The 25515-nt window shown below is 61.4% G+C and carries 23 protein-coding genes; 17 read left to right on the top strand and 6 right to left on the bottom strand.

Annotation, left to right across the window (positions count from 1 at the left end; translation table 11 throughout):
- The 13 genes from cobN to JNL55_RS02605 all read left to right on the top strand — a co-directional run.
- Nucleotides 1-2204: cobaltochelatase subunit CobN (gene cobN / locus JNL55_RS02665; RefSeq protein ID WP_293848905.1), on the top strand; the 2204-nt coding region annotated here is incomplete at its 5' end.
- Nucleotides 2201-3217, top strand: a complete 1017-nt coding sequence (locus JNL55_RS02660; protein ID WP_293848903.1) for an ATP-binding protein — start codon at nt 2201-2203, stop codon at nt 3215-3217. The genes cobN and JNL55_RS02660, both read left to right, overlap by 4 nt.
- Nucleotides 3218-3252: 35 nt before the next feature.
- Entirely contained in the window at nt 3253-3921 is a 669-nt protein-coding gene (locus tag JNL55_RS02655; RefSeq protein WP_293848901.1) for a vWA domain-containing protein, read from the top strand.
- The gene (cobO, locus tag JNL55_RS02650; RefSeq protein ID WP_293848898.1) at nt 3914-4525 is read left to right on the top strand and encodes a cob(I)yrinic acid a,c-diamide adenosyltransferase; all 612 of its coding nucleotides are present in this window, start codon (nt 3914-3916) and stop codon (nt 4523-4525) included. Before JNL55_RS02655 ends, cobO begins: the two co-directional genes overlap by 8 nt.
- Nucleotides 4526-4796: 271 nt before the next feature.
- Entirely contained in the window at nt 4797-5681 is an 885-nt protein-coding gene (locus JNL55_RS02645; protein ID WP_293848896.1) for an ABC transporter substrate-binding protein, read from the top strand.
- A gap of 21 nt (nt 5682-5702) precedes the next feature.
- Entirely contained in the window at nt 5703-6725 is a 1023-nt protein-coding gene (locus JNL55_RS02640) for an AAA family ATPase (protein ID WP_293848894.1), read from the top strand.
- A 2-nt stretch (nt 6726-6727) separates the two neighbouring features.
- The gene (locus tag JNL55_RS02635) at nt 6728-7582 is read left to right on the top strand and encodes a DUF58 domain-containing protein (RefSeq protein ID WP_293848892.1); all 855 of its coding nucleotides are present in this window, start codon (nt 6728-6730) and stop codon (nt 7580-7582) included.
- Complete coding sequence (locus JNL55_RS02630) at nt 7579-8406, top strand: hypothetical protein (protein WP_293848890.1); 828 nt, start codon at nt 7579-7581, stop codon at nt 8404-8406. Before JNL55_RS02635 ends, JNL55_RS02630 begins: the two co-directional genes overlap by 4 nt.
- Nucleotides 8403-9416, top strand: coding sequence for a vWA domain-containing protein (locus tag JNL55_RS02625; RefSeq protein WP_293848888.1), 1014 nt, complete (start codon nt 8403-8405; stop codon nt 9414-9416). The genes JNL55_RS02630 and JNL55_RS02625 overlap by 4 nt, the downstream gene beginning before the upstream one ends.
- Complete coding sequence (locus JNL55_RS02620) at nt 9413-9949, top strand: hypothetical protein (RefSeq protein ID WP_293848886.1); 537 nt, start codon at nt 9413-9415, stop codon at nt 9947-9949. Before JNL55_RS02625 ends, JNL55_RS02620 begins: the two co-directional genes overlap by 4 nt.
- Nucleotides 9946-10851, top strand: coding sequence for a vWA domain-containing protein (locus JNL55_RS02615; protein WP_293848885.1), 906 nt, complete (start codon nt 9946-9948; stop codon nt 10849-10851). The genes JNL55_RS02620 and JNL55_RS02615 overlap by 4 nt, the downstream gene beginning before the upstream one ends.
- 280 nt (nt 10852-11131) lie before the next feature.
- Nucleotides 11132-12550 carry a Na+/H+ antiporter NhaC gene (gene nhaC, locus JNL55_RS02610; RefSeq protein WP_293848884.1) on the top strand — a complete coding sequence of 473 codons (1419 nt, stop codon included), beginning with the start codon at nt 11132-11134 and terminating at the stop codon, nt 12548-12550.
- A complete protein-coding gene (locus tag JNL55_RS02605; protein WP_293848883.1) occupies nt 12547-13986 on the top strand; it encodes a M20/M25/M40 family metallo-hydrolase in 1440 nt (479 codons plus the stop codon). Before nhaC ends, JNL55_RS02605 begins: the two co-directional genes overlap by 4 nt.
- 25 nt (nt 13987-14011) lie before the next feature.
- Here the strand turns inward: JNL55_RS02605 and JNL55_RS02600 are convergent, their stop codons facing one another.
- The 6 genes from JNL55_RS02600 to JNL55_RS02575 all read right to left on the bottom strand — a co-directional run bounded on the left by JNL55_RS02600 (nt 14012) and on the right by JNL55_RS02575 (nt 22107).
- Nucleotides 14012-16549, bottom strand: coding sequence for a M14 metallopeptidase family protein (locus JNL55_RS02600; protein WP_293848880.1), 2538 nt, complete (start codon nt 16547-16549; stop codon nt 14012-14014).
- A gap of 27 nt (nt 16550-16576) precedes the next feature.
- On the bottom strand, nt 16577-17122 hold the full coding sequence (locus tag JNL55_RS02595; protein ID WP_293848878.1) for a TlpA family protein disulfide reductase: 546 nt from the start codon (nt 17120-17122) through the stop codon (nt 16577-16579).
- Nucleotides 17122-18060 carry a DUF1684 domain-containing protein gene (locus JNL55_RS02590; protein WP_293848876.1) on the bottom strand — a complete coding sequence of 313 codons (939 nt, stop codon included), beginning with the start codon at nt 18058-18060 and terminating at the stop codon, nt 17122-17124. Before JNL55_RS02590 ends, JNL55_RS02595 begins: the two co-directional genes overlap by 1 nt.
- A 28-nt stretch (nt 18061-18088) precedes the next feature.
- The gene (locus JNL55_RS02585; protein WP_293848874.1) at nt 18089-20239 is read right to left on the bottom strand and encodes a TonB-dependent siderophore receptor; all 2151 of its coding nucleotides are present in this window, start codon (nt 20237-20239) and stop codon (nt 18089-18091) included.
- A gap of 132 nt (nt 20240-20371) precedes the next feature.
- Entirely contained in the window at nt 20372-21250 is an 879-nt protein-coding gene (locus JNL55_RS02580; protein WP_293848872.1) for an ABC transporter permease, read from the bottom strand.
- Nucleotides 21247-22107 carry an ABC transporter permease gene (locus JNL55_RS02575; protein ID WP_293848869.1) on the bottom strand — a complete coding sequence of 287 codons (861 nt, stop codon included), beginning with the start codon at nt 22105-22107 and terminating at the stop codon, nt 21247-21249. The genes JNL55_RS02580 and JNL55_RS02575 overlap by 4 nt, the downstream gene beginning before the upstream one ends.
- A gap of 130 nt (nt 22108-22237) precedes the next feature.
- On the opposite strand from JNL55_RS02575, the gene JNL55_RS02570 reads away from it, so the two are divergent.
- From JNL55_RS02570 to JNL55_RS02555, 4 genes are all read left to right on the top strand, one after another.
- A complete protein-coding gene (locus JNL55_RS02570; protein WP_293848866.1) occupies nt 22238-22909 on the top strand; it encodes a hypothetical protein in 672 nt (223 codons plus the stop codon).
- The gene (locus JNL55_RS02565; protein ID WP_293848863.1) at nt 22903-23973 is read left to right on the top strand and encodes an extracellular solute-binding protein; all 1071 of its coding nucleotides are present in this window, start codon (nt 22903-22905) and stop codon (nt 23971-23973) included. The genes JNL55_RS02570 and JNL55_RS02565 overlap by 7 nt, the downstream gene beginning before the upstream one ends.
- Before the next feature lie 7 nt (nt 23974-23980).
- Entirely contained in the window at nt 23981-24982 is a 1002-nt protein-coding gene (locus JNL55_RS02560; RefSeq protein ID WP_293848860.1) for an ABC transporter ATP-binding protein, read from the top strand.
- Nucleotides 24983-25012: 30 nt separating this feature from the next.
- Nucleotides 25013-25515, top strand: a 503-nt coding sequence (locus JNL55_RS02555; RefSeq protein WP_293848857.1) for a M17 family peptidase N-terminal domain-containing protein, incomplete at its 3' end; no start/stop codon positions are given.

Genomic DNA, 25515 nt, shown 5'->3' with positions numbered 1-25515 from the left:
TCGCCTTTTATTTCTGGCTGCGTGAGTGCTTCAAGTGCGACGTGATCGTGCACGTAGGCAAGCATGGCAATCTCGAATGGTTGCCGGGCAAGAGTGTCGCGCTCAGCAATACCTGTTGGCCCGACGTGCTGCTCGGTCCGATGCCGCATCTGTATCCGTTCATCGTCAACGATCCCGGCGAAGGCAGTCAGGCCAAGCGTCGTTCGCAGGCAGTCATCATCGATCACCTGATGCCGCCGCTCACACGCGCGGAGACCTATGGACAACTGCAGGACTTGGAGCGCCAGGTAGATGAGTACTACGAGGCGTTGGTCATCGACCCGCGCCGTGCCGACATGTTGCGCTCGACGATTCTCGCCAATGTGATCTCGCAGAACCTGCACCAGGATCTTGGCATCGGGCGGCCCGAGAATGCGGAAGCCGAGCGAGCGCTGCTAATGCGGACCGATGCGTATCTCTGCGATCTGAAAGAATCCCAGATCCGCGATGGCCTGCACGTGTTTGGTCGCTCGCCCGGTGGCACTCAGCGTCGCGACACCTTGCTTGCGCTTGCGCGATTCGCGGTCGGCGACGGCAAAGCCGGCAATGCTGGGTTGCTTGCCGCGCTGTCGTTGGATTTAGAGTTGGAGGGCTTCAATCCGTTCGACTCGGACTGGACCCAAGAATGGTCTGGCGCTCGGCCCGCCCTACTGAGCCAGGTCAGTGATAGTCCGTGGCGTCACAACGGGGACACTCGCGAGCGGCTGGAGAAACTCGCGTCGATACTGATCGAACAAGTAGCGCCCGAAGCGAACGCCGCTGTTGACGCCCCCATCGACATAAGCGCCTTGCCTCGCACGCGTCAGGTGTTGGAGCGTTTGCAGAATCGTCTGCGTCCGGCCTTGGATGGCTGCGGAACCAGTGAACTACACGGCTTGCGTGCCGGCCTGAGCGGCCGCTTCGTTCGCTCCGGCCCGAGCGGTGCGCCGTCTCGCGGGCGTCCTGATGTGTTGCCGACGGGCAAGAACTTTTATTCCGTCGACACGCGTGCCGTTCCTACGCCGACGGCATGGCGACTTGGCTTCGCCTCCGCGGCACAAATGATCGAACGCTATCTGCAAGAGCACGGCGACTATCCCCGAACCATCGGCATCTCGGTGTGGGGCACGGCTACCATGCGCACCGGCGGCGATGACATCGCCCAAGCCTTGGCATTGATGGGCGTTCGCCCGGTGTGGGCCCAAGGCAGCTATCGAGTCGCCGACTTCGAGATTCTGCCTGTGTCTATCCTGGATCGGCCCCGCATCGACGTTACGTTGCGAGTCTCGGGATTCTTTCGCGACGCCTTCACCAATGTCATCGAGTTATTCGATGCCGCAGTCCAGGCCGTCGCGGAGTTGCAAGAAAGCGAACAAGACAACTTCGTTCGCGCGCGCATCCTTCGAGACACACAGAAGCTCGTTGACACTGGGACCGAACAGAAAGCGGCCCGAGCGCAAGCTGGCTGGCGAGTCTTTGGCTCCAAACCTGGCGCCTATGGCGCGGGGCTACAGTCACTGATCGACAGCGGCAACTGGTCCAACGACGCCGACTTGGCGGATGCGTACTGTGCGTGGGGCGGCTACGCGTACGGCCGAGGCGTTGCAGGTGTGCCCGCCGTCGCCCGCTTCAACGAACGCCTGGCAGCGATGCAATTGGTCGTTCAGAACCAGGACAATCGCGAGCACGATGTGCTCGACTCCAACGACTACTATCAATTTCATGGCGGCATGTCGGCCGCAGTTCGACACTTGAGCGGCATCGCACCGGTCGCGTATCACGCCGACCACAGCAATCCAGAAGCCCCTCGCATTCGCACGCTACGCGAAGAAATCGGGCGAGTGATTCGTTCGCGCGTGGTCAACCCGAAGTGGATTGCCGGCGTGAAGCGCCATGGTTACAAGGGCGCGTTCGAGATTGCCGATACCGTCGATTACTTGTTCGCGTTCGACGCCACTGCGCACGTGCTCAGCGATTATCAGTACGCGCTGGTGGCCGATGCGTTTGTCAATGACGCAGATACGCGTGAGTTCCTCTTGCGTCACAACGCCAACGCCATGCACGACATCTGCGAACGGCTGCTCGAAGCCATCGAGCGCGAGCTGTGGGAATCCCCGGGAGAGTTTGAATCGATGCTTCGCCAGCAACTGCTCGATACTGAGTCGCAGTTAGAGGCTGCTTCATGAGCGACGCCATCCGCCCCGTATTTCCGTTCGCTGCGCTCGTTGGACAGCCCCGGCTGCAACTTGCGTTGACGCTCATTGCCATCGATCCGCGCATCGGTGGCTTGCTCATCGACGGCCCACGCGGCACGGCGAAGTCGACCAGCGCCCGAGCGCTCGCCGAACTGTTGCCCAGCGGCGCCTTTGTCACCCTACCCTTGGGCGCCACTGAAGAAATGCTTATCGGCTCGCTGAGCGTCGACACAGCGTTGCAGTCAGGCAAAGTGACTTTCGCTCCCGGGCTGCTGGCCAAGGCACACGGCGGCGTGTTGTACGTCGATGAAGTGAACTTGCTGCCCGATGTCTTGGTCGATCAACTGCTCGACGTGGCTGCCAGCGGCGTCAACTTCATCGAGCGCGACGGCGTATCGCACCGGCATGCCGCCGGCTTCGCACTCATCGGCACCATGAACGCCGACGAAGGCGAACTTCGGCCACAACTCCAGGATCGTTTCGGCTTGGCGTTATCGCTGAGCGACTGCACCGATCCAGCCACCCGCGTGGACATCGTGAAGTCGCGACTGGCGTTCGATAGGGACCCTGAAGAATTCCGAAACCGTTTCGCGGGCTCGCAGGCTTGGCTGAGGGCCGACATCGCTCAGGCTCGCGCAGCGTTGCCCGGAATCGTCATCGACGACGTCTGCATCGCAGCTGTCAGCGAGCTTTGTGTGGCTGCAGGCGTCGAAGGCTTGCGAGCGGATCTCGTGATCGTTCGTGCGGCTTGCGCCTTTGCGGCTCGGAATGGCGATACCCGCGTTACGATGGAACACGTGTCGGAGGTTGCCCCGCTCGCGCTTCATCACCGAGCACGCGAGACCACATCGCGTGAGTCGCCGCCAACTCAGGGCCCCTCCAAGCCACGTGAAGCACCGCGCTCGCAACCGGACGATGCACGATGGGGTGCGATGGCGCCCTCCCCGGTCAAGGCACTCGCGACACCTGCCATCGAGCCTCCGGCTCAAAAAAAAAGTTTCTGAGTAGTGGACCGCGAGGTGCCCAGCGTCGGGCAGGAATGACGTCGGCGGCTCGGCAACTCACAGCGAGTCGTCAGCGTGGCGGCGAGCGAGTGCACTGGGTGCGCACCTTGGTAGCGAAGGGGCCGGAAATCTTCCGGCGCGAACATCTGCGATTTCGTCCCGGCGTGGCTCGCACTCGCACGCTGCATTGTTTGTTAGTCGATTGTTCGGCGTCGATGCTCCAGTCCCAGCAACTCGCGGCGGCCAAGGGCATGCTCATGCAACTCATTCAGATGGCCTATGACCAGCAAGCCGACATCGCCATCGTCGGCTTTGCGGGCGCCGAGGCGCGTGTGTTCGTGGCTCCGACGCGAGCACGCCCACCGACGTCCATTCACGCAGAACGATGGTTGCAACCCATTCGCGGTGGCGGGGCCACCCCGCTGTCACGCGGAGTCGCGACGGCATCGCGATTGATCTCGCAGGCCAAGCAAGCGCAGCCCCAACAGCACACTTGGCTGTGGCTGCTGACCGATGGCCGAACCACAGAATCGCCCGCTCGTCCATCGGCAGCCGACAACATTGTCGTGGTCGATTGCGAGCGTAGTCGCATTCGACTGCAGCACTGTCTCACGCTGGCACGACGTTGGTCGGCTCAGTACCTGAATCTACAAGATCGCAACTTCACCAAGGCCGCCGACACGGCGCGCAACGCCAATGGATGACCAGAACTCAGACGAAGCCAAACACAAGCGCATGACCGAGCGTCGTAACGCCGGCTATGAACGCAAGCAAGCACGCGCGACCATCGAGAAAGGATTGCTCCTCGTGCTCACCGGCCCCGGCAAGGGCAAGAGTTCGAGCGCACTCGGCATGATCGTGCGCGGTATCGCGCATGGCATGAAAATCGGCGTCGTGCAGTTCATCAAAGGCGCCAAAGCCACCGGCGAACGCGACGTGCTCACCAAGTTCCCCAACGTCGAGTGGCACACCATCGGCGATGGCTTCACCTGGATCACCCAGAACCGCGAACAAGATATCGCCACCGCGAAGCGTGCCTGGGATCAAGCACGCACCTTCATCGAAGATCCCAGCTACGACATGGTGGTCCTCGATGAGCTGAACGCCGTGTTGCATTACCAGTATCTGGATGTCGAATCGGTGCTGCCGGTGTTCGCCGCTCGCGCACCGATGCAACACGTCATCGTCACAGGGCGTAACGCACCGGCGCCGTTGATCGAAGCGGCCGATCTGGTGAGCGACGTGCACGTCGTCAAACATCCGTACCGGGATCAAGGCGTCAAAGCACAGCGAGGCATCGAGTTTTGAGCGAGGCGTCCTGGCGCTCGGATGTGGATTCGCTGACGTTTCGGCCAGCGGATCACGCCGGACTTTGTTTCATTCATCGGCGCGCCTTCGTCACTCTGTGCGCGGCAACGACCAGCGAGGATTGTCAGCGCTACTACGACTCGAACCGCGCGGCGATTTGGCACGCCGCCTCAGTCAAGCTGCAGAGTTCCCAGCTTGATCGGCAAGCGAACTTCCATCTCAACAGCAGAGACATCGCTCGCGCGCTCCACGTACAGGAGAAAGGCTCGGCATGAGCGCGCGGTGGCTAGTCTTCGTGCTCCTGTTGGCTGCAGCCCCAGCATTGCTGGCGGACGCTGCGCCCAGGTCCATCGTGTCCATCAACACCTGCCTGGATCCGATCTTGCTGGAACTTGTATCCAAGGAGCGGATCGCCGCGCTCAGTCGACATTCGAAAGATCCGCTGCGCTCAGCGATTGCGGATATTGCCAAAGAGCTGCCAACGACGCGTGAATCGGCCGAAGAGATCGTGCTGCTCAAACCGGACTTGGTGCTGGCAAGCCGCCACACAGCCGCATTGACTCGAAACGCCCTGCAGCGAGTGGGCGTTCAGTTGGAACTGTTCGAGATTCCCAGATCGGTCGACGCCAGCCTGGCTCAGGTGCAACGACTCGCCGAACTGGTCCACGAACCGGAGCGTGGCCGCGCCTTGGTCGAACGAATCAAACAAGCCATCGAACACGCCAGACCCGCTGTCGGGACGCGTGGGCTCAGTGCCGTTATCTATCAGCCCAGCGGCATGAGTGCGGGCAAAGGCACGATCACCGATGAACTCATGCGGATTGCCGGGCTCAGCAACGTGGCGACACAGGCGAAGTTGACCGGCTACCGCGTGTTGCCGCTGGAATCGCTGCTCGGTGCAGCCCCGGACATCGTGCTACTCGGCGACACCTTACCCGGCAGCAACACACGCGCCGAGAAGATGGTTCATCACCGGGCGCTACGGGCGCTGCAGCCTTACAGTAGTTTTGGAACATTCCCGGCCCGCTATATGAACTGCGCCGGCCCGGTGATGATCGCCGCGTTGGATACATTGGTGGCCGCCAGAGAACGCTCGCTGGCTAATTTCAGCGGAATTCACCACACTACGTCCGAGCACGGGGTCGCAGGTCGGTAGAGTCTCCTCAGCGAGGGTCCGATGGCTTCCGACGAACAGTTGCAGGACTGGCGGGATCGGGCGTTACGGGTCGAGGCGGAAGTCGGCAAGGCCGTCATCGGTCAGCACGACACTATCCGGCTGATCAATGTAGCGCTGTTCGCTCGCGGGCACGTGCTGCTCGAAGGCGATGTCGGCGTCGGCAAAACAACCATTCTGCGCGCCTTCTCTCGTGCCATCGGCGGAGACTTCGAGCGAGTCGAAGGCACCGTCGATCTGATGCCGGGCGACCTCATCTATCACACCTACGTCGACGCCGACGGCAAACCCCGCATAGAGCCCGGCCCCCTGCTCCGGCACGGCGAACAGCTCGCCACGTTTTTCTTCAACGAGATCAATCGCGCCCGCCCGCAGGTGCAATCTTTACTACTGCGGGCGATGGCCGAGCGCACCGTCTCGGCCTTCAACCGGGAATATCGCTTCCCACACATGATCGTGTTCGCCGACCGCAACCGGGTCGAGAAGGAAGAAACCTTCGAGCTCGCCTCGGCGGCTCGCGACCGTTTCATGTTCGAACTGCGGATGCCGACGCCGGTGGCCCCGGAGATCCGTCGCTCATTGGTATTCGACGCCGAATTTCACGATGTCGACCGGCTGCTCGAACGAGTCACGCCCGCCATTCTGCCCTGGCAGCAGCTCAACGAAATCGGCTCGACCATTCAACGCAGTATCCATGCCAGCGAAGTGCTGGAACGCTATGTATTGGATCTATGGGATGCGACCCAGGCACCGGAGCGCTTCGACATCCGCTTGGACGGTGTCGACATGAGCAAACTGATACTGGCTGGGGCCAGCCCGCGCGGCATGATGTCCCTAACGCGAGCCGCGCGTGTCGTCGCCTGGCTCGCAGGCCGAACTCATATCACTCCCGCCGACATTCATGCCGTAGCTCCGTGGACGCTCGGTCATCGGGTATTTTTTACTCCAGTCTACGAGTTACGTCGTAGCCAGCTGGCCGCCGCGCTCATCGAACAAATCCTGGAACACGTCCCGACGCCGCGCTAGCGATGACTACCTCACGCGAGTTTCATTACAGATTGCCGCACCGATCCGGTGGCTGGCGACCTGGCTCGCATCCCGGCTCCAGTCTCGGCGCCGGCCAGGAGTTCGTGTCGCACGTGAAGCTGTACGACAGGCCGGATCCGCGCCGGCTGGATCTTCGCGCCAGCTTGCGCGAAGTCCGCGGTGATTGGCTGGTGCGAACCCATCGCCAGCGAGTCAGTGTGCCGGTCCATGTCATCGCCGATGTTTCCAGTTCGATGAGCTTCGGCTCGCCAAAATCGAAACTACAAGTCGCCGCAGATTTCGTGACGGCGCTCGGGCACAGTGCTTTCCGTGTTGGCGATGCGCTCGGCATGCTCGCGTTCGATGCTCACGAACGTCGCGACCTGTTCGTGCCGGCGTTGCTGAGCCGTGGCGTCGGCGAAGTCATGGCTTCGCTATTGGCTGAGTGCGAAGGCACGGCAGGAAGTAGCGACGGCTTGGAGGAAGCCGCGACGCATCTGGCCGGGCGTCACGGTTTGATCTTCATCGCGTCCGACTTCCATTGGCGCTTGGATCGCTTGGGTGATGTGCTCGATATGCTCGCGCACTCCTACATCGTGCCGCTGGTCATCTGGGATCCGGCCGAGACCCAACCTCCCCAACGCGATGGCCTCCTGCCGCTGCGAGATGTCGAGTCCAATCGTCGCAGCACTGTTTGGCTGCGACCGAGCATGCGCACGCGTTGGCACGAGGCCGTGGAGCGACGTCGTGGCGAGTTGAATTCGCTATTCGCTGCCCGTGGCATTCGTCCGTTCTACGTCAGCGGCGCATTCGACGGCGAAGCCCTATCGCACTATTTCTTCGAGGCTACGGCATGAGCCGCACGCTGCTGATGCTATCGGCAGCCATCGCAACGACCGCGCTTGCCGCTCAACAACCCGCCATCGTCGAGCAGCCACGGCCTTTCGGCTACGTCGTTGGAGATCTGGTCACTCAGCGCGTGTTGCTGACGGCCGAGCCTGGCGAGCTGCCGCCAGCTCAACGCATCAATATCTGGTTCGAGCGGCGCGTGCCAACTATTGAGAAGACGGCGGATGGGCGCAACTGGCTGGTCGTCACCTATCAAGTGACTAATGCGCCGCCGGCGTTGACGACAGTGCAGCTGCCTCCGTGGAAGCTCAAAGCGGGTAACTTGCAGCTCGATATTCCGGCTGCGCCCATCAGCGTCGCACCGCTGGTTTCGAACGCCTCCAGCGCCGCTGGCGAACTCCGCCCGGATCGTGAAGTATCAAGCATCGACACAGCCACCACACGCACGAGTGTTTGGCTCTGGTCGATTGCATTGCTGATCACGTTGGCAGCGTGGTTGAGCTGGTGGCGGTGGCGCAATTGGCGGGACAGCCACAACCAACCCTTCGCCCGAGCTCTGCACGAACTGCGACGGCTCGACGAGAGCGCGCCGGAAGCCTGGCAGGCGTTGCATCGAGCCTTCGACCGAACCGCCGGTCGTGTGCTGCAAATTGAAACATTGCCCGCGTTGTTCGAGCGTGCTCCGCAACTGCTTCCTCGGCGGGCGGAGATAGAACGTTTCTTCGCTCAGTCGAATCAGCGATTCTTTGGCGCTGGACCGCCAGGCGATCTGTTATCGGTGCGTGCACTCTGCAATGAGTTGCGCCGAATCGAACGGCGGCACGCGTCATGAACGCCGCCCTCACCTTCGAGCAGCCGTGGGCGCTGATCCTGCTGCCGTTGGCACTGCTGCCTTTGTTACGCAGGCGACGCGACACAGTCGCATTTCCGTCCGTCGACTGGCTACCGCGGGATCCCGTCGGCCGCATCGTTGGCTGGCTTTGGCCGTTGTTCGCCGCGCTCGCTATAGCAAGCAGCGTATTCGCTTTGGCTCAGCCTGGACGCCCGCAATCACAGGTTCTGCGCACCGGCAAAGGCGCCGAGATTCTGGTGCTGCTGGATCGTAGTCGCAGTATGGACGATCGAATGCTGCCCCCGAATTGGCGAGAGCTAGACCCGACTGTCGTGCTTTATCACCTCGGCAAAGGTCGTCAGAAAGCCGAAGTGGCGCGTGATCTGTTATCGCAGTTCGTCGCACGTCGGCCGGACGATCGATTCTCGCTGATGTATTTCAGCAATCGGCCGCTGAGCGTGGTGCCATTCACTCAGCACGATGCCGTCATGCAAGCAGGCATCGCCGCAGGCGGTGTCGGCCGCGGCTTGGCGGATACCGAGGTCGGTCGCGCACTGATCGCGGCCATCGCTCGATTCGATCAGCGCACTTACTCAGGCAGTCGCATCGTCATGTTGGTGTCGGACGGCGGCGCCAATCTGGACGATGAGACCATGCAACGCATCCGCATCGGCTTCAAGCGCAATCGAATCGCGCTGTACTGGATCTATCTGCGTTCCTACAACAGCGCCAAGCTGGATACCACCGAGTCGCGTTGGGAGAACGCACCCGAGATCGCCTTGCACCGTTTCTTCCAGACGTTACCGACGCCGTATCGAGCGTATCAGGCCGAGGATCCCGAGAGCCTGTCCACTGCCGTCGCCGATGTCGAACGCCAACAAAACCTGCCGCTCGATTTCCTGGAACAGATTCCTCGCCAGGACTATAGCCGCGCGTTCCTCGCCGTCGCAGCGTTCTCGTGTGCGATGTTGCTGCTCTACCGATCTCTGTTGGTACGGAGTTTGCCGTGAAGCGCTCTATCGTTCATTGCACTCTAGCGGCGGCTGCACTCGTATGCGCGAGCCTCGCTGTGTATCACGCGCTGCGTTTAGATCGGATCAAACAAACCAACGCGGCGATTGCCAGCGCGCGCGTGGCGGATATCGAATCGTCCGTGCCGGAAGCTCGATTGGCACGTGCGCTAGCCCTTGCCCGCGCGCGTGACTCAGACGCAGCAGCGAAATCTTACAAGGCGCTGATCGAAGGCGACCGCCGCGATCTGAGCCAGGCAGCGATGTACAACCTCGGCAACTTATATATGAGAGACGCGCTCGAGAACGGTGCCAGCGAGGCATTCCGCTCGCTACCGCTCATCGAGCTGGCGAAACAGCGCTATCGAGACGTCCTGCGTAATCAGCCAGCGGACTGGGATGCTCGCTACAATCTTTCGCGTGCCTTGCAGCTGGCACCGGAGATGGAGCAAGAAATCGAAGAGAAGGAAGCTCCGCCGGAGAAGGAACAGAGTGTCAGTACTCTGCAAGGCGCGAGGATCGATCTGCCATGACGTCGCTGCGCCTGGCCGTGGACAAAGATTCACGCGCCATCGCGCTTGCACTGCTCTTGCTGTTAGCAGCACTAGTCATGCCTCGCGTCGATCTGCCGCACGACGCATACGACTATCTGCTGGTCTTCGACATCAGCCAGAGCATGAACGTCGAGGACTACCAACTCGAAGGCGCGCCAGTCAGCCGACTGACCGTGGCACATGAGGCTGCTCGTCGAGCGTTGCGCGATCTGCCTTGTGGCTCCCGCGTCGGTTGGGCTGCATTCACTGGGTATCGGACGATCCCGCTGCTGGCACCGGTCGAGGTGTGCGAGTACTACAACGATCTGCTCGCCTCGCTCGAGCAAATCGATGCTCGAATGCGTTGGTCCAATGCCAGCGAAATCACCAAGGGCGTGTATTGGTCGGTGCTGGCCGCTCAGGAAACCCACTTACCTCCAGACTTGCACCCCGACATCGTCTTCATCAGCGACGGTCAAGAAGCGCCACTGCTCGATCCCGCTTATCCGCCGCGTGTGCTCGACGACTTACAGAAAGATTCGATTCGCGGCTGGCTCATTGGTGTGGGCACCACTGCTCCCAGTCCGATCCCCAGAATCGATGAAGAAGGTCATCGCCAAGGTTACTGGCGCGCCGACGAGGTCATCCAGCCCAGCGCCTTCGGCGATACTGGCTCGCCCGCCATCGAGCATCTGTCCGGTTTGCACGAGCCGCATCTGCGAGCACTCGCCGACCAACTTGGCTTCAGTTATGCGCGCTTGACCGGTCCCGCATCCTTGAGTGAAACATTGCGCGATCGGCGCTTTGCGCGGCGCCGGCCGACACCGACCGATTTGTTCTGGGTGCCTGCCGCCATCGCAGTGTTGTTTCTGGTGGTGCGCTTTCGGCCGGAGCGGCGCTGACCGGAAGATTTCCTGAAATCTACTTTAGGCCGGCTAAAGAATAGATTGGCGCAGCACTGTTGCGGTTACAAATCGATTACCGTCGCCGCGCAGCCTTTCACTCCACTACGTCGCTAATTGCTGAAAGCGCGGACACAGCGCCAGTCACGTAACGACGCTCGACCCATCGTTCGGCACTGTTCAGTGACAACTCTGGAACCCGCCTGTGACCGCGTGGTGCGTGGTGTGTTTGTGCTAGCTTCCAAGCAGTGCCGCGCACGCCAACAATAATTGAGCATCGATGAACCGCCCAACAACAGAACCTGATTTCCTGAGATCTGCGCTCGGCTTCGGCGGCGTCATCGCGATCGTGATCGTCGGCATCCTGGGCTTCGGCATCAATCTGCATACCCTGCTGATGCTCGCGCTGGTCTGGGTTGCTGGCCACGCGGCCGCGCTGGGCTTGAGCTTCGACGAAATAAAGTCCGCGATGATCGCCGGCATCGAGAAGGGCCTGGGCGCGTTCTTCATTTTCTTCCTGATCGGCGTACTGATCGCAGCCCTGATCGAAGGCGGCACCATCGGCAGCCTCATCTACTACGGCGTGGACATCCTCCACCCGACCTTCTTTCTGCCCACTGGATTCGTGTTGTGCAGCCTCATGTCGCTCGCAACCGGTACGTCCTGGGGCACCATCGCGACGCTCGGCGTGGTGCTGATGGGCATTGGCGGCGCGATGGGGATTCCGCTGCCACTCGTGGCGGGCATGGTGGTGTCCGGCGCCTGCTTTGGCGACAAGGGATCGCCCGTCTCCGATACCACGGCCCTCGCGGCCATGAGCGCGGACACGGACATCTACGCTCACATCAAGTCGATGCTCTATTCGGCCGTGCCAGCGGGAATCATCACTTTGGTCGCGTTCCTGCTGATCGGCCTGCACTACAGTGGCCAAGCGGTCTCCACCCAGGAGCTGTTGGAGCTGAAGCAACACCTCGCCAAAGAATTCACGATCAGCCCGATATCGTTGCTGCCTCTGCTGGTACTGCTCGTGCTGAGCATCAAGCGAGCGCCCGCCGAAGTGAGCATGCTGGCCAGCGTCCTGGTTGCCGTGGTGCTGGCGGTGGCGATTCAAGACCGCACGACGGTGGAAGTGCTGAACAGTCTCAACGACGGCTACAAGGCTCACACAGGAGTCGAGCAACTCGATTCGCTGCTGAGTGGCGGCGGCGTGCAAAGCATGATGTGGACGATGTCACTGGCGCTGCTGGCGTTGTCGCTCGGCGGCATCCTGCATCGCGCAGGCTTTGTCCGAGTCCTCATGAGCCGGCTGCTGGCGCGCATCCGGCGCACCGCAAGTTTGATCGCGACCACCATCGCCGCCGGTGTCGTCGCCAACATGAGCATGGGTGAGGCCTATCTCTCCATCATCTTCGGCGGACAGATCTTCAAGAAGTCCTACGAGGACCATAATCTCGAGAACCACATGCTGTCGCGAAACCTGGAAGAAGGCGCGACGCTCAGCACACCGCTGATCCCGTGGACCACTTCAGGTGCTTTCATCACCGGAGTGCTCGGCATGTCGCCGTTGGAGTACGGCCCCTGGGCACTGCTCAATTACATCAATCCATTGTTGTCGATCGCACTCGCCTATGCGGGGTTCGGCATTTTCAGGCGAGCTCACGCGGGCGGCAGCGAGCCGCTGACGGTGGCTTCGCGATGACCACACACACCATGCGCCGACCCGCCATTCAACTCACCATCACTGTATTCGCGTTGCTCACCGCTGCAAGCGCCACCAGCCAGACGCCAAGTAGTTTCAGCCGCTCTGATCTCACTGCCGCGCAAGCCCTACTCCAACGGGCGCAGAGTGATTCCACTGCCTATCAGTTAGCCGAATCGCTCACGACAGAAGTTGGGCCTCGTTTCTCCGGCACACTAGGCGACCGCGCAGCCGTTGCATGGGCGCAAGAACAGATGCGCCGCTTGGGCTTCGAGAACGTACACACGCAAGAAGTCGACGTGCCGCAATGGGTGCGCGGTGAAGCGGAGTTCGCCGTACTCGAACCGTGGCCGCAGCCCATGCCGTCGCTGGCATTGGGCGGCACCGTCGGCACCCCAAATGCCGGCGTCGAAGCCGAAGCCGTCATGGTTAAAGATCTGGCGGCCCTGCAGGCGTTGCCCGCTGGCGCCGTGAAGGGTCGCATCGTGTTTTTCAACAACCCCATCGAACGACGACGCGATTGGGCCGAATACTCGCGCGCTGTGAGCGTGCGCGGCGGAGGCCCTACCGCCGCGTCAGCACTCGGCGCCGTGGGTGTGGTCATCCGTTCTCTCAGCACCAGTTCGCAACGTTTCCCGCACACCGGCGGATCGCGCCAGCCCCAAGACGTGCCACGAATTCCGGCACTGGCCATTTCGAATCCGGATGCCGACGCGCTCCAACGACAGTTCGCCAGCGGTCGAACGGTGCGTCTGCGGATAAAGAGCACTGCTCGCGAATTGCCGAAGCAACGATCCGCCAATGTGATCGGTGAAATCCCCGGCACCGATCTCGCGCACGAGATTGTCATCCTCGGCGCGCACCTGGATTCTTGGGACGTGACTGTGGGCGCAATCGACAACGCCGCGGGCGTGGGCATCGTTCTCACCGCCGCGCACTTGATACAAGCGCAGAAACTCAAGCCCCGGCGAACGCTGCGCGTGGTGTTGTTCGCCAACGAGGAGAATGGCTCCGCAGGATCACGCGCCTACGCCGCCGCACAGGAACAGAATCTCGCGAATCATGTGCTAGGTATCGAAGCGGACTATGGCGCCGGCCCCGTGTGGCAATTCTCGACTCGCGTGAATCCCGCCGATGTCGGCGTGATCGACCAGATGTATCGCGTGCTCCGACCGTTGAAGATGGATCGCGGTACCAACGAGGCGCCCGGCAACGCCGATCTGTCGCCGCTGGTGGCCAAGGGGATGCCCATCCTCGGGCCGGAATTGGACGGCACTTATTATCTGGACGTCCACCACACCGCTAACGACACGATGGCGCAGATCGATCCGGCAGCGATTCGCCAGAGCGCGGCCACGTTCGCCGTCGGTGTCTGGCTCGGTGCGCAGTACCCAGGCAAGTGGCAACGCCTGCCGCCCAAGCCGCCTCGTCCTTGAGGCGGTTGGAAGCGCGAGTTTCCTGCTACTTCTGCGCCGGCAATAGCAAGGCGTTCAGCAGCAACTTGTAAGTTCCGTAAGTCTGCGCCCGGTGATGTTCGCGAAACCCGATCAGCACCACGCGCCCTTGCTGCTGCTTCACTTCCACCACGGCGGCTCGACCAACGATGGGTTGTTCGCTGCCCTTCATCGCGCCCTGAACCAGCACGCGATCCCGTGGATACCTCGCGACGATCCGCGTTAGCGAATTGCCAGCCCCGGGCACCTGCGGACTGAAAGCGGCGCTTTGAATGAACATCGCGGTGGCTTCGTCCGGCATGCCGAAGCCCAACGGCTGCGTGTTGTCCACTTCAATGCGCACCAGTGAAGACGGTATCCAGAACTCCTCTTGCTTCAGTCCCTCGAGCGCGTTGCGCACCGGCAAGCCGAACTCACGGACGAAAAGCATGGCGGCATTGTCGATCGCCACGATGGTGCCGCCCTTGGCCGCGAACGCCTTCAGTGCAGCCACACCGGACGCACCAATTCCGCCCTGCACCTCCGGTGGATATTCGCTGTCAGCCGAGTTGCCGGACTTGATGCGGTCTGCCGCTTCATTGGCGAACAGGATGGCGGAGAAGGATTGGGTCAAATCGCCCTTCAGGTCAGCGTTGCGCAAGGTCGTGAACTCAAACCCCAGGTCGTCGAGCACGTAGCGAGCCCAACCCTCGTCCATGTTCGGACGGAACGACTGATAAACACCAATACGCGGCTTGGCCAGCGGCTGGAGGTCGAGGTTCTTGATGTTGTCGAGCCCGTAAGCTTCGACGCGCCACTTGTCGAGCAGCGCCGGCAACGCCTGTTTGACTTGGTCAGTAGACTCGACGATGAAACTACCTGCCGGCAGCGTTGCGCCGGAGACCTGCAGCGCGCCGCTCGAACGATAGATCGCGCTCTTCGTCTTGAGCAGAGCGACAGCGACCGCATAGGAAGCATTCGCGCGTGTATCGAACACCAGATAGGGCGTCGATGGCAGAGACACCGACGGCACGGCAATCTCGTCGAGCTTCCTGAATTCCGCCTTGAACGGATTCTTGATCTCGCTGTACTGAACGCCCATTTGCAGCGGCAGGGACCACGACGCGTCGTCACGCAACACGCCGGGGACGACATCGTCGGGATAACGCCGCTCGCGACTCAACGCGTTCACCACATACGGTCGATAGGGCTGCGCGGAGAAGATGATGAAATCGCCGGCGGCGAAGGCCTTGCCGTCCGCAACGAAAGGCGTCGTCGCCTGGTGAATCTCAGCGCCGCCGAACTTGAGTACTTCGATCAACTTCAGGGTCGTCGGATTGTCGTGCTGAGCGGCCGGAATGACGAACGCGTAAGGATCGCCCGGCAGCCCCTTCTCGACCGCGTCGCGCCCCATCTGATAGTAGTTGTAGAGCCAATCGAACTTTTGCACCGACGCCGTCTGGAGCAAAGACATCGACGTCTTGACCGTGTAGTCGACCACATCGCGCAGGCGCCACCAGCCGCCCGGCCACGGGTCCGGGTAACGCAAGCTCTTGCGGGTGTAGAAGTCCTGGAGTTCGGCAGGATCGACGTGCACGGGGCTCGCGATGTTAGTCCAGGCGATCTCGGTGAACACTGCAGTCGTGTTGCGCACCGTCGCGCCGCAGGTCAGCGTGCCCTTCCACCAAGCCGATGCGAATATCTGGTCGTGGACCGCGCCTTTCATGCCGGCCGACTGCAGATCGAAGGTCATGCGCGAACCGATCAGGCCGATGCCGCGATAGACCAGCGGATGCACGTTCGGATCGGCGGGTTCCATATAGGGCGGCACGAAGATGCGCGCTCCGGTCGCGCCCATCTGATGCGGATCGCTGAGGATCTGCGGAAACCAATCGTGCCACAGCACCTTGTTGATGCTGCGGGTCTCGGACAGGTTGTGCATGATGCCGTCGCGATTGTTGTCGTGGCCGGCGTAGTGGTGGTACAGCCACGGGATATCGCCGCCTTCGTACTTGGTACCGAGATACTTCTTGTACCAGTCCGCAACCTTGATGAGTCCGTCCGGGTTGGCGATGGGCACCAGCAACACGATCACATCATCCAGCACCTTGGCTGAATCGAACGGCGTATCGCCCACAGCCAGCTTGTACGCGGTCTCCATCGAGGCCTGCGACGAACCCACTTCGCTGGCATGCAGGCCGTGCGTGATCAGCACGATGACCTTGCCTTCCTCGCTGAGTTTTCGCGCCTCGTCCGCCGAAATCCCGCGTGGATCGCTCAGACGCTTCGCAATCGCTCGGTAGCGATCGACATGCGGCATGTTCTTTTCTGACGTCACGACCGCCATGAGCATGGGCTCACCCAGCGTGCTCTTGCCGATCTCCACCACGGAAACGCGCTCCGACTCGGCCGCGAGCTTGGTGAAATAAGCGTTGATCTGGCGCGAGTCGGCCACCTTGCGATCTGCGCCAACCTGATGCCCGAGAAACGCCTGTGGCGATGTTTGTGCTTGAGCCAAAATCGGTACCAACGATACGAGCGCAGCGATTAGCCGTGCTGGATTCATCACGAAATTATCTCCTCGAAGGGGTAGTCAATTCGCCGCGATCGCCCGCTCCAGATCCGGCCGCGTGACCGGCCCCAGGAATTCGCGTTTCACGTTTCCTTGCGGATCGACGAGGTAGGTCATGGGCAGCCCGCGAGGAGCGGTGATGCCCCGAGGCAGCTCGTAGGGATCGACGATGGCGATCGGATAAGAAACCGGCCGCTTGGCTAGTACCTCTCGCAGTGCCTCCGGCTCGATCTGCTCGTAAGTCAGGCCGACGACTTCGACGTCATCGTGCGCATCATGCAATGCTGAGAGTTCCGGCATCTCTTTTAAACAGGGCGCGCACCACGTCGCCCAGAAATTCACCACCACCCAGCTGCCTCGGTGAGCAGCAAGGTCGTACTCGCTGCCATCGATGAGTTGCAGGCGTAACGCCGGAAACTTCGCGGCGCTGGTCGCGTCGGCAACTGGGGATTCAGTTTCATTCGCCGGCGCTGCCTGGCCGTTGACTGAATCAGGACTCTGGCCACAGCCGGCCACCAAAAGCGCGAGCAAATAGCCGGCGAAGCGCCGGCCCGATTGGAGCGCCATCACAGATGGCTGCCCGTTTTCTTATAAGTCTTCTCTCCAGCGGTCACCGCCAGATCAAGGCGATTCTCTGGCGGCGGCAACAGGCAAGTACCGAACTCACTGAAAGCGCACGGTGGTGTGTAGGTGCGGTTGAAGTCGATCAGGACCTCACCGTTGGCATCCGGCAGGCCTGTAGAGAGGAACCGGCCTGAGGGATAGCTGCCCTTGCCATTGGTGCGATCGGCGAACATCAGCGACAAGCCGCGACCGGAGTCTCCAATCACTTCGAGCCGGAACGTCCGGCCATCGCGCTCGAACACCACCACGCCTGGATTGGCCTGATCATTCAATCCACCCAACACATCCAGCACCGGCACCACTCGTCCCGGCGGATGGGGTTCGAATTTTCCTTTGATGCGCCAGCCGGCATCGATGGGGTAGTAGTCGAGGCCTGCGAAGTTCTTGCGAGTCGGCGCATCCGCATGGCGCACACGTATCGCGCGACGCCCACCACTCACGATCAAGCTGACCGAACCCTTGCCGCCATCGTAGGCCACGGTCGTCGCAGGAGTGCCCTTGCCGTAGCGTTTCAATTCCACGGGCCCGGTCGGTGCCGCTCCGTCAACGACCAGTGCCACACCGGGCTCGGCAGTGAACAGCGCACGGCCGTCCTTCTCCTCAATCACGCCGATGCGTGCCGGACCGATGCTAAGGCGAATGTTGCTGTCAGCAGCGCTGCCCACCGAGTATCGGCCCGGCTCCAGCCAGTGCATGCCAGTAATCGCGGTCCAACCGTCCGGCTGAAGCAGGTTCTCGACGCGCCGTTTTCGATAGTCCTCGATCTCTTTGACCAGCGCCGCATCCTGCACACTGGCGTTTGTCGGTGCCGCATTACCGGCACCGATCAGCGACATCCATGTCACACCGACCACCGCCAGCATGGTCGGCAACCTATTCATGACTGCACTTCGCATGTGATGCACTTACTCAGAAGTTGACTCGTGCGTTCACCGCGAACGTACGAGGTGCACCCGGCGAGAATGCGCTGCTCGCGGCATCCCAATACTTGCGACCCAACAGGTTCTGCACTTCCGCGCTGAAGATGGTCTCGCGACCAGCAATCGTCGTTCGGTAGTTGCCCCCGGCATTCGCCACCGTGTAGCCCGGCCCCTCGACCGACAGATTCGCCGCTTGGATGTGATTGATCACGGTATCGCTGCGGTACTTGGCGTCGGCATGCACGCTGAGACCTTCGATGGTCGGCACTTCATACGTCACATCGAATGCGCCATTGAAGCGCGAGGCGCCTGGCAGACGACGGCCCAGCAGCCATGCATTGACGCCATCTTCGTAGTTGGCATCCAGGTAGACGGCCGAGCTGCCGACCACCCAGTTCTGCCCGACTCGCACGCGACCGCTCAACTCGACACCTTCGTAACGTTGCTCGCCGCTTTGAGTGAGCACGTTGCGACTGTCGACGAACTGCGCGCCCTTGGAGAGGCGGAAGATCGCAGCCGATGCCGCCCAATCCGACTTCTCGACTTTCACCCCGACTTCGTACTGATTGCTGTCGAGCGGATCGAGCAGCTCGCCGTAGTTGGCGTACTGAACGCCGACGGTGGCGCCCTGCTGCAGCGATTGCACGTAGCTGGCGTAAACCGTCACGCTCTCCTGCGGCTTATAGATGAAAGCGAATGTCGGTGTGACCGCGTCCTTTTCATAACGGCTGGTGCGAGCGCCGGTAGCGTTGCTAAACGACTCTTGCAGATATTGGGTGAAGCGAGCGCCCGCCAGGAACGACAATTGGTCCGTGAATCCGATCGTGTCGCTCACGTACGCTGATTTCTCCAGATAGTGGCTGCCACGGCGATGCACGGGCGTACCGGGATAAATCTGCGTCCAGGTTTCCGGAGCGTAATCGTAGATGCTGCCGCCGTTCTGGTTGTACGGCGTGAAATTGGTGGTGCCGTAAGTGATCTCGAGATCTTGCCAGCTGACGCCCGCGGTCAAGTGATGACTGATCGCACCGGTCTTGAACCGTCCTTGCAACAACGCGCGCGAGAAATCGTACTCGAACACATCGTAGTAGTCGGCCAAGCGGTTGGCGTACGTGCCGTTCTGGCTCAACAACCGAATGGTTTCATACGGGAAGCGATAGTCCGTAAAGGTCTTGCCGTAGTTGACGTTCAGATCCCAGCCATCGGCAATGTTCCATTCCAAGCCGGTGGTGCCCGAACCGAACTCGGTGTCGCTGAAGGCTTGCGCCGAAGCCAGCGTCCGGCTGCTGTCGACCGGAGCAGGCAAGCGCGCGCCGCGATAAACGGTGGTGTCGAGGACGAACAGCGGCTCGGGACGATCGATCTGGCTGTCCTGATACAGCAGGTCGGTGGTCCAGCGCAGGTTGTCGGTGAGCCGCACTTCGAATGAAGTGGCGATGGCCTTTCGATCCACTTCGCCGCCGGAGTAAGTGTCGCCCTGCTCGTTCACCAGATTGACGCGATAGCCGAAGGTGCCTTCCGAGCCGGCGCGACCGCCGACATCAAGATGCTGGGTGAACAGCTGATCGGAGCGGAAGCCGGCGCTGAAGCTGAGCAACTGCTTGTCGGTCGGACGCTTGGTGAGATAGTTGACGATGCCACCGGGCGCGCCGAAGCCATACAGGAATCCGCTCGCTCCTTTCAGCAGCTGCACTTCCTCCACCGCTTCCAACGGCAGCGTCGCCCCGTAGTAAGTCAGCGGCAGACCATTCACGCGCACGCTGTTGACCCAGTCGAGCGACAGGCCACGAACGGCGATTCGCTGCGAATACATGTTGTAGTCAGTGCCGCCTTCACGCGCGACGCTCGCGTCTCGGGCGAAGATGGCCGGCAGCGAGACCGACTGGTGCTTCTCGATCTCTTCGTTGCTGATGGCGTAGATCGAGAACGGCGTGTCTCGCAACTGACGAGTGCCCATCGCGCTGGCGCCGGAATCGATCACGCGCTTGGCGCTGACCAGCACGAACTCGAGCTCATCCTTGTCTGTGTTCTGGGTCGAGTTCTGGGTCGTTTGGGCCTGGGCGTAACCGCCCACTGCCGTTGCCAGGGCAATCGCCACCGCGCGCGCCAGGATCGAATGCTCGTGCCGACCGAATCTCATTGCTGCTGTCTCGTTTGTTTAATAGGAAGACGGGGGGCAGCAATGTACGGGCGGCAGCAACGCTATATGAAATGGCGATTTTTCCTATATTCGAACGGTTTCAGCGCAGTTATTTTCGGGTCAGCGGCGTGGTTATCCGCCGTTGCGGCTCGATGACACCAGCAACTGTGCGCCGGTCAACTTTTGTAGCAGCGCTATGACCAGCACCGACACCAGAAACACCAGACTCGCCACTGCCGGCACGGAAGGATCCAGTTCGCCGTCGATGGCGTTGATAACGGCCACCGGGAATGTCGCCGTGCCTGCGCCACCAAGCAGAACTGCAATCGTGACGTCGGTGAAAGACACAAGAAACGCATAGAGGCCGCCAGCAAACACACCGGGCATCGCAAGCGGCAACGTCACTCGCCAAACAGCACGTGGGTAGGTCGCTCCGAGACTGACGGCAGCATCTTCAAGACTCGCCGCGGCTCCGCCCAACGCCACCACCACCGCAGCGATGACATAAGGCGTGGCCACAAACACGTGAGCAATCAGCAAGCCCGGCATCGTGCCCACCAGTTGTAAACCGGTCACAGCCGAAACTGCGTAGTAGAACTGCAGGAACGCGACGCCCGTGACGATGAAAGGAATCTGCAACGGGGTGCGACAAACAGAACTCAACGATGCATACAGACGCGGTGTGGCTCGCGCCAAACCCAACGCTGCCGGAACGCCAAGCGCAAGCGCAGCCGCCGTCGTCGCACAGGCCAGCTTCAAACTGAACCACACCGCATCCCACATGCGTGGCGTGATCTGTGAGTACCAGTGAAAGGTGAATTCTTTCGGCGGAAAGCTGAGGAATGCCGCCGGACCTGCGTCAGGGCCGCGATCAAACGATGAGCCGATCACCACGATGATGGGTGCGTACAGGAGCGCGATCAGGAAGATGAGCCAGCCGCGTAAGCCAATGCGCCCCGCTCTCCGTAGCAAGCTGAGTGCTCGCAGCTTGTCGAACGAGCGCTGCGTCACTGAGACGCCGCCATGCCGTGCTTTGGCCGGCCGAACTTGTCAGCAACGATATTGACCACGACTACGAGCACTAGTAGCAGCACCGACAGCGCCGCACCCATGCCGTAATCGTTGAACTGCACCAGCGTGCGTTGAATCAGAACGGGGAACGTGAGAATGCGGCCGCCACCCAGCACGGCAGCCACTGCGTACGCTCCCATCAACAGATTGAACTGAATCAACGCGGTGTTGATCACGCCCGGCAGGCTCAGCGGCCAGGTGACGCGCAGAAAAGCTCGCCAGGCACTAGCGCCGTGGACTTCAGCAGCTTCTTCGAGCCGCACCGGTATGGTCCGTAGCGTCGTATGCAACATCAGCAGCGAGAATGCGATCGACAGATAGGCGTAGCCGATCATCACGCCGGGCAAGGTGCCGATCAGCCGGAACCCTTCTGCTGCAAGCCCCGTCGCACGTAACACACGATTCACCGGGCCCTCGATCCCGAACAGGATCACCAGCCCGAGCAGCTTGACTGCACCGGCCAGAAACGAAGAGCTGACGATGGCCGCCAAGGTCCACGATGCCACCCGAGGCGGCAGGCGCGTCAGCGCATAAGCGGCCGGATAAGAAATCAGGATCGACAGCACCACGATGATCGCGGAGATGCCGAGCGTCAGATACAGGCTTTGCAGATAAAAGCCGTCGGTGAGAATGGCGGCATAGTTGTGAGCGGACCAGGCCGCTTCCACCTGACCGAAACCCACGTCCCGATGCAGGCTCATCTCCAGATAGACGGCATGCGTGGTCAGTAACAGAACCGACAGGACCAGCAGATGGGGCGCAGCCAGCAACACGATGCGCCGAGCGTTCGGCGTCATAGACGATCGGTGCCACTCAGGAAGCGGCCGAAAATACCGGATCGGGCGGCACTTGCCTAAGGACGAATCGCCATTTCTCAGTGGCGCTATGCCTGTGCTCCGCTTACCGATCTGTCACCTTCGAGCTCGCATGACGCAGGCAATCCAACCTTTCCGGGCAGCACTCGCGGCAGACTTTGGCCGCGCGCACACTGCCCTGCTTCAGGAAGTCCATGATCGCATCCTGGATTTGCTGGCCGGTGCGCGCCGATATTCGATTCGTTGTGCCAACGGCACTCGCGCAACCATGAAACTGCGCCGCGGGCATTTGCTTCCGGCCGCGCCGTTCACGACCGGCAGCGCTCCGATCATGATCATCCCGCCCATCGACACCGCCGCGCTCAACGGTCGGCTGGTCTTTACCCATGCGCTGACCAGCACCGGCGTCCATGAGTATCCGGCTGCCGAGGTGCCGCTGGCCACGCCGGTGACCGTCATGGTCGAAAGCGGCCGCATCGTCGAACTCAGCGGCGAACCTTTGCTGGTGGCACGCATCGAAGCTCACTTCGAGCGTATCGGTGGGTTGTTCGGCGGCGATCGACGCGCGGTGTTCAGCTGGCATACCGGCCCCCGCGACACCCGTTTCTATCTTTGCGGTGAAGCGCCCGGTGAAGTCAGTGCTACCGTCTTCGATGCGACCGTCACGTTCGACGATCAGGTCATCTGGCGGAACGGCCAGCTGGTCGCATTCGATTCCGATGAAATCCTGGAACTCGCAGCCCGACATGGAGTCGATCCCGCGACCCTGACTACCGCATGCTGACTAAAACACTCACGCCCCTGCTCCTTGGACTCTTGCTGCTCACCGGTTGCAGTAAACCGCACGACGACGGCAAGAGCATCATCGTCGCGACTTATGGCGGCGGCTGGGCCGACCGCATCCAACGCCTGGTCGCCAGCGAGATGGACGCGCGAGGCATCAAGGTCACCTACGTCGATGCGAACGCTCAGGCCGCGATGGCGAAATTGATTGCCGCGCGTGGCGGCCCTCCGCCGTTCGACATCATGGAGCTGGACGATCAAACCTATACGGCCTTGCGCTCAGCCGACTATCTGGAGCGCCTCGATCTCGCCAACATTCCGCGCACGGCGGAAATCATCGGCGGCTCGTACGATCAATATCGTGTCGCCTTCTGGGTGAATCAGCCGGGGCTGATTTACAACGCCGACCGTCTTCGCGAAGCCGGCGTCGAGCCGCCACAGCATCTGGCAGATCTGGCCAATCCGCGCCTGGCGCGACGAGTGATGCTCGGCGACCTCGGCCACTACACCGGGCTGTATGGCTTGACTCAATTCATCTTCGAAGGCGGCGGTAGCATCGAGCAGCCGCAACCCGGCTTCGACGCATTGGCCAAGATCAACCCGCACTCCTATTTCACGTCGGCCTCGTTGATCGGCCAGCTGTTCGAAACCGGCGAGCTGTGGGCGGCCGTCTCCACCGACGGCGCTGCCGCCCGCTTTCAGAAATCCGGATTGAACATGGGCATGGTGCATCTGCAGGGCACGGATGGCCGCATCATGGTGGCACGTGGCTATTTCGGCCGTCCGAAAGGCTCACGCAACCCTGCAGCGGCCGAAGCTTTCATCAACGCGTTGCTGTCCGCTGAGTCGCAACTCGCGATCAGTCGCGAGACCGGCATGATTCCAGTGAATCGCGAGGCGCTGCGCGAAGTCGCTCGCGAACAGCGAGAAGGCAGCAACACGCATCGGTTCTCGAACCTCGACGAGCAGACGCTGAGCAACGGCTACGTTCCGCCTTACGAACGTATCGACCTGCGCGATTGGACGCGACGCTTTCAGAGCGCCGTCGCCGCGCAGCCGCGCTGAACACGCTGTGGCTCAACTGACTCTGGAAAACGTCTCGAAGCGTTATGGAGACACCGTAGCGCTGGCGGCGACCGATCTCACCGTGAAGGACGGTGAGTTCCTCACGTTGCTGGGCCCATCCGGCTGCGGCAAGACCACGACATTACGCATTGTCGCTGGGTTCGTCGCGCCTGACGCCGGCCGCGTGGCCATCGATGGTCAGGACGTGACTCTAGCGCCACCACGACTACGCCATGTCGGCATGGTGTTCCAGGATTACGCACTGTTTCCGCACATGACGGTTGCGGAGAACATTGCATTCGGGCTGCAGGAGCGTCGTACGCCGCGCGCCAAGATCTCAACTCGCGTCGATGAGATGCTTTCGCTCGTGCAGTTGGAAGCTCTCGCGCACCGCCATCCCGCACAGCTGAGCGGCGGCCAACAACAGCGCGTTGCCTTGGCACGTGCGCTAGCGCATCCGCCACGCTTGCTGTTGATGGATGAGCCGTTCTCCGCACTGGACGCTCGCTTGCGCGAAGGCCTCCGCACTGAGCTGCGACGAATCCAGCGAAGCCTCGGCATCACCACCTTATTTATCACCCATGATCGTCAGGAAGCGATGGCACTCTCCGATACGATCGGAGTGATGCAAGCCGGCCGCATCGAGCAGCACGGTACTCCGCAAGAAATCTATACGCAGCCCAAGACCCGATTCATCGCAGACTTCATCGGCCCCGTGAATGTGCTCGATGTGCCGGTTTACCAGCGTACCCACGGCCCCCTCGAGATCGACGCAAGCGAGATCGGCGTGCGTCCGGAGAATGTCGGTTTGTTTGGTCGCGCGGAGGCGCCTTCGCATGGCCTCCAGCTACAAGGTACCGTTCTCTCCTCCAGCTATCACGGTAACGAAATCCATGTACTCGTCGACATCGGCAGCTCAGTGTGGACAGTGCATTTGCCGGCACGAACCGAGCCGCCGACGGGTGAAGTCGTACTGACCTGGGCGATTGAAGATACGTTGCGATTCTAGAAACAGCTGCCCCGGCAGCGGAGCTCCACCTTGGACATCCAATTCATCACTGAGGCAGCGGTAGCCTCGGACGCCGCCGTCGCGGTGCTGGCGTTTGAGAACAAACCGCTCTCGGCGGCAGCACGCCGCTTCGACGAGTCTTTTAGCGGCGCGCTCAGCCGAGCATTCAACGCACGCTTCAAAGGTCAGAAAGAGACCCACGCCGTGGTCTCTGCAGGACGCACGGTGCTCATCATCGGTGCCGGTGACATCGAGCGCGCTCCGCTCGCCATCGAAGAGATTGCGGCCTACGCCTATCGAGCCGCAGACGCTATTGGCGTTGAGACACTCGTGCTGCATCTTCCCGATACGGGCGCAGAGGCAGCAGCCCGCGCCGCGTTCGGCGCCCGACTTGGCGCGTATCGCTTTCATCGTCACAAGAATTTTCCGCGGCCCGCCGAGCAACCTGCGTTGCACACGCTGCAGATTGTCGCAGCCCATCCGGAGCTCGCTCGCGTTGCTTACGCCAAGCATTCGGCAATCGCTGACGGCAT

It is taken from the genome of Steroidobacter sp. (genome assembly GCF_016790065.1).
GTDB lineage: Bacteria > Pseudomonadota > Gammaproteobacteria > Steroidobacterales > Steroidobacteraceae > Steroidobacter.
This window is presented reverse-complemented; position numbering and strand designations above follow the sequence as displayed.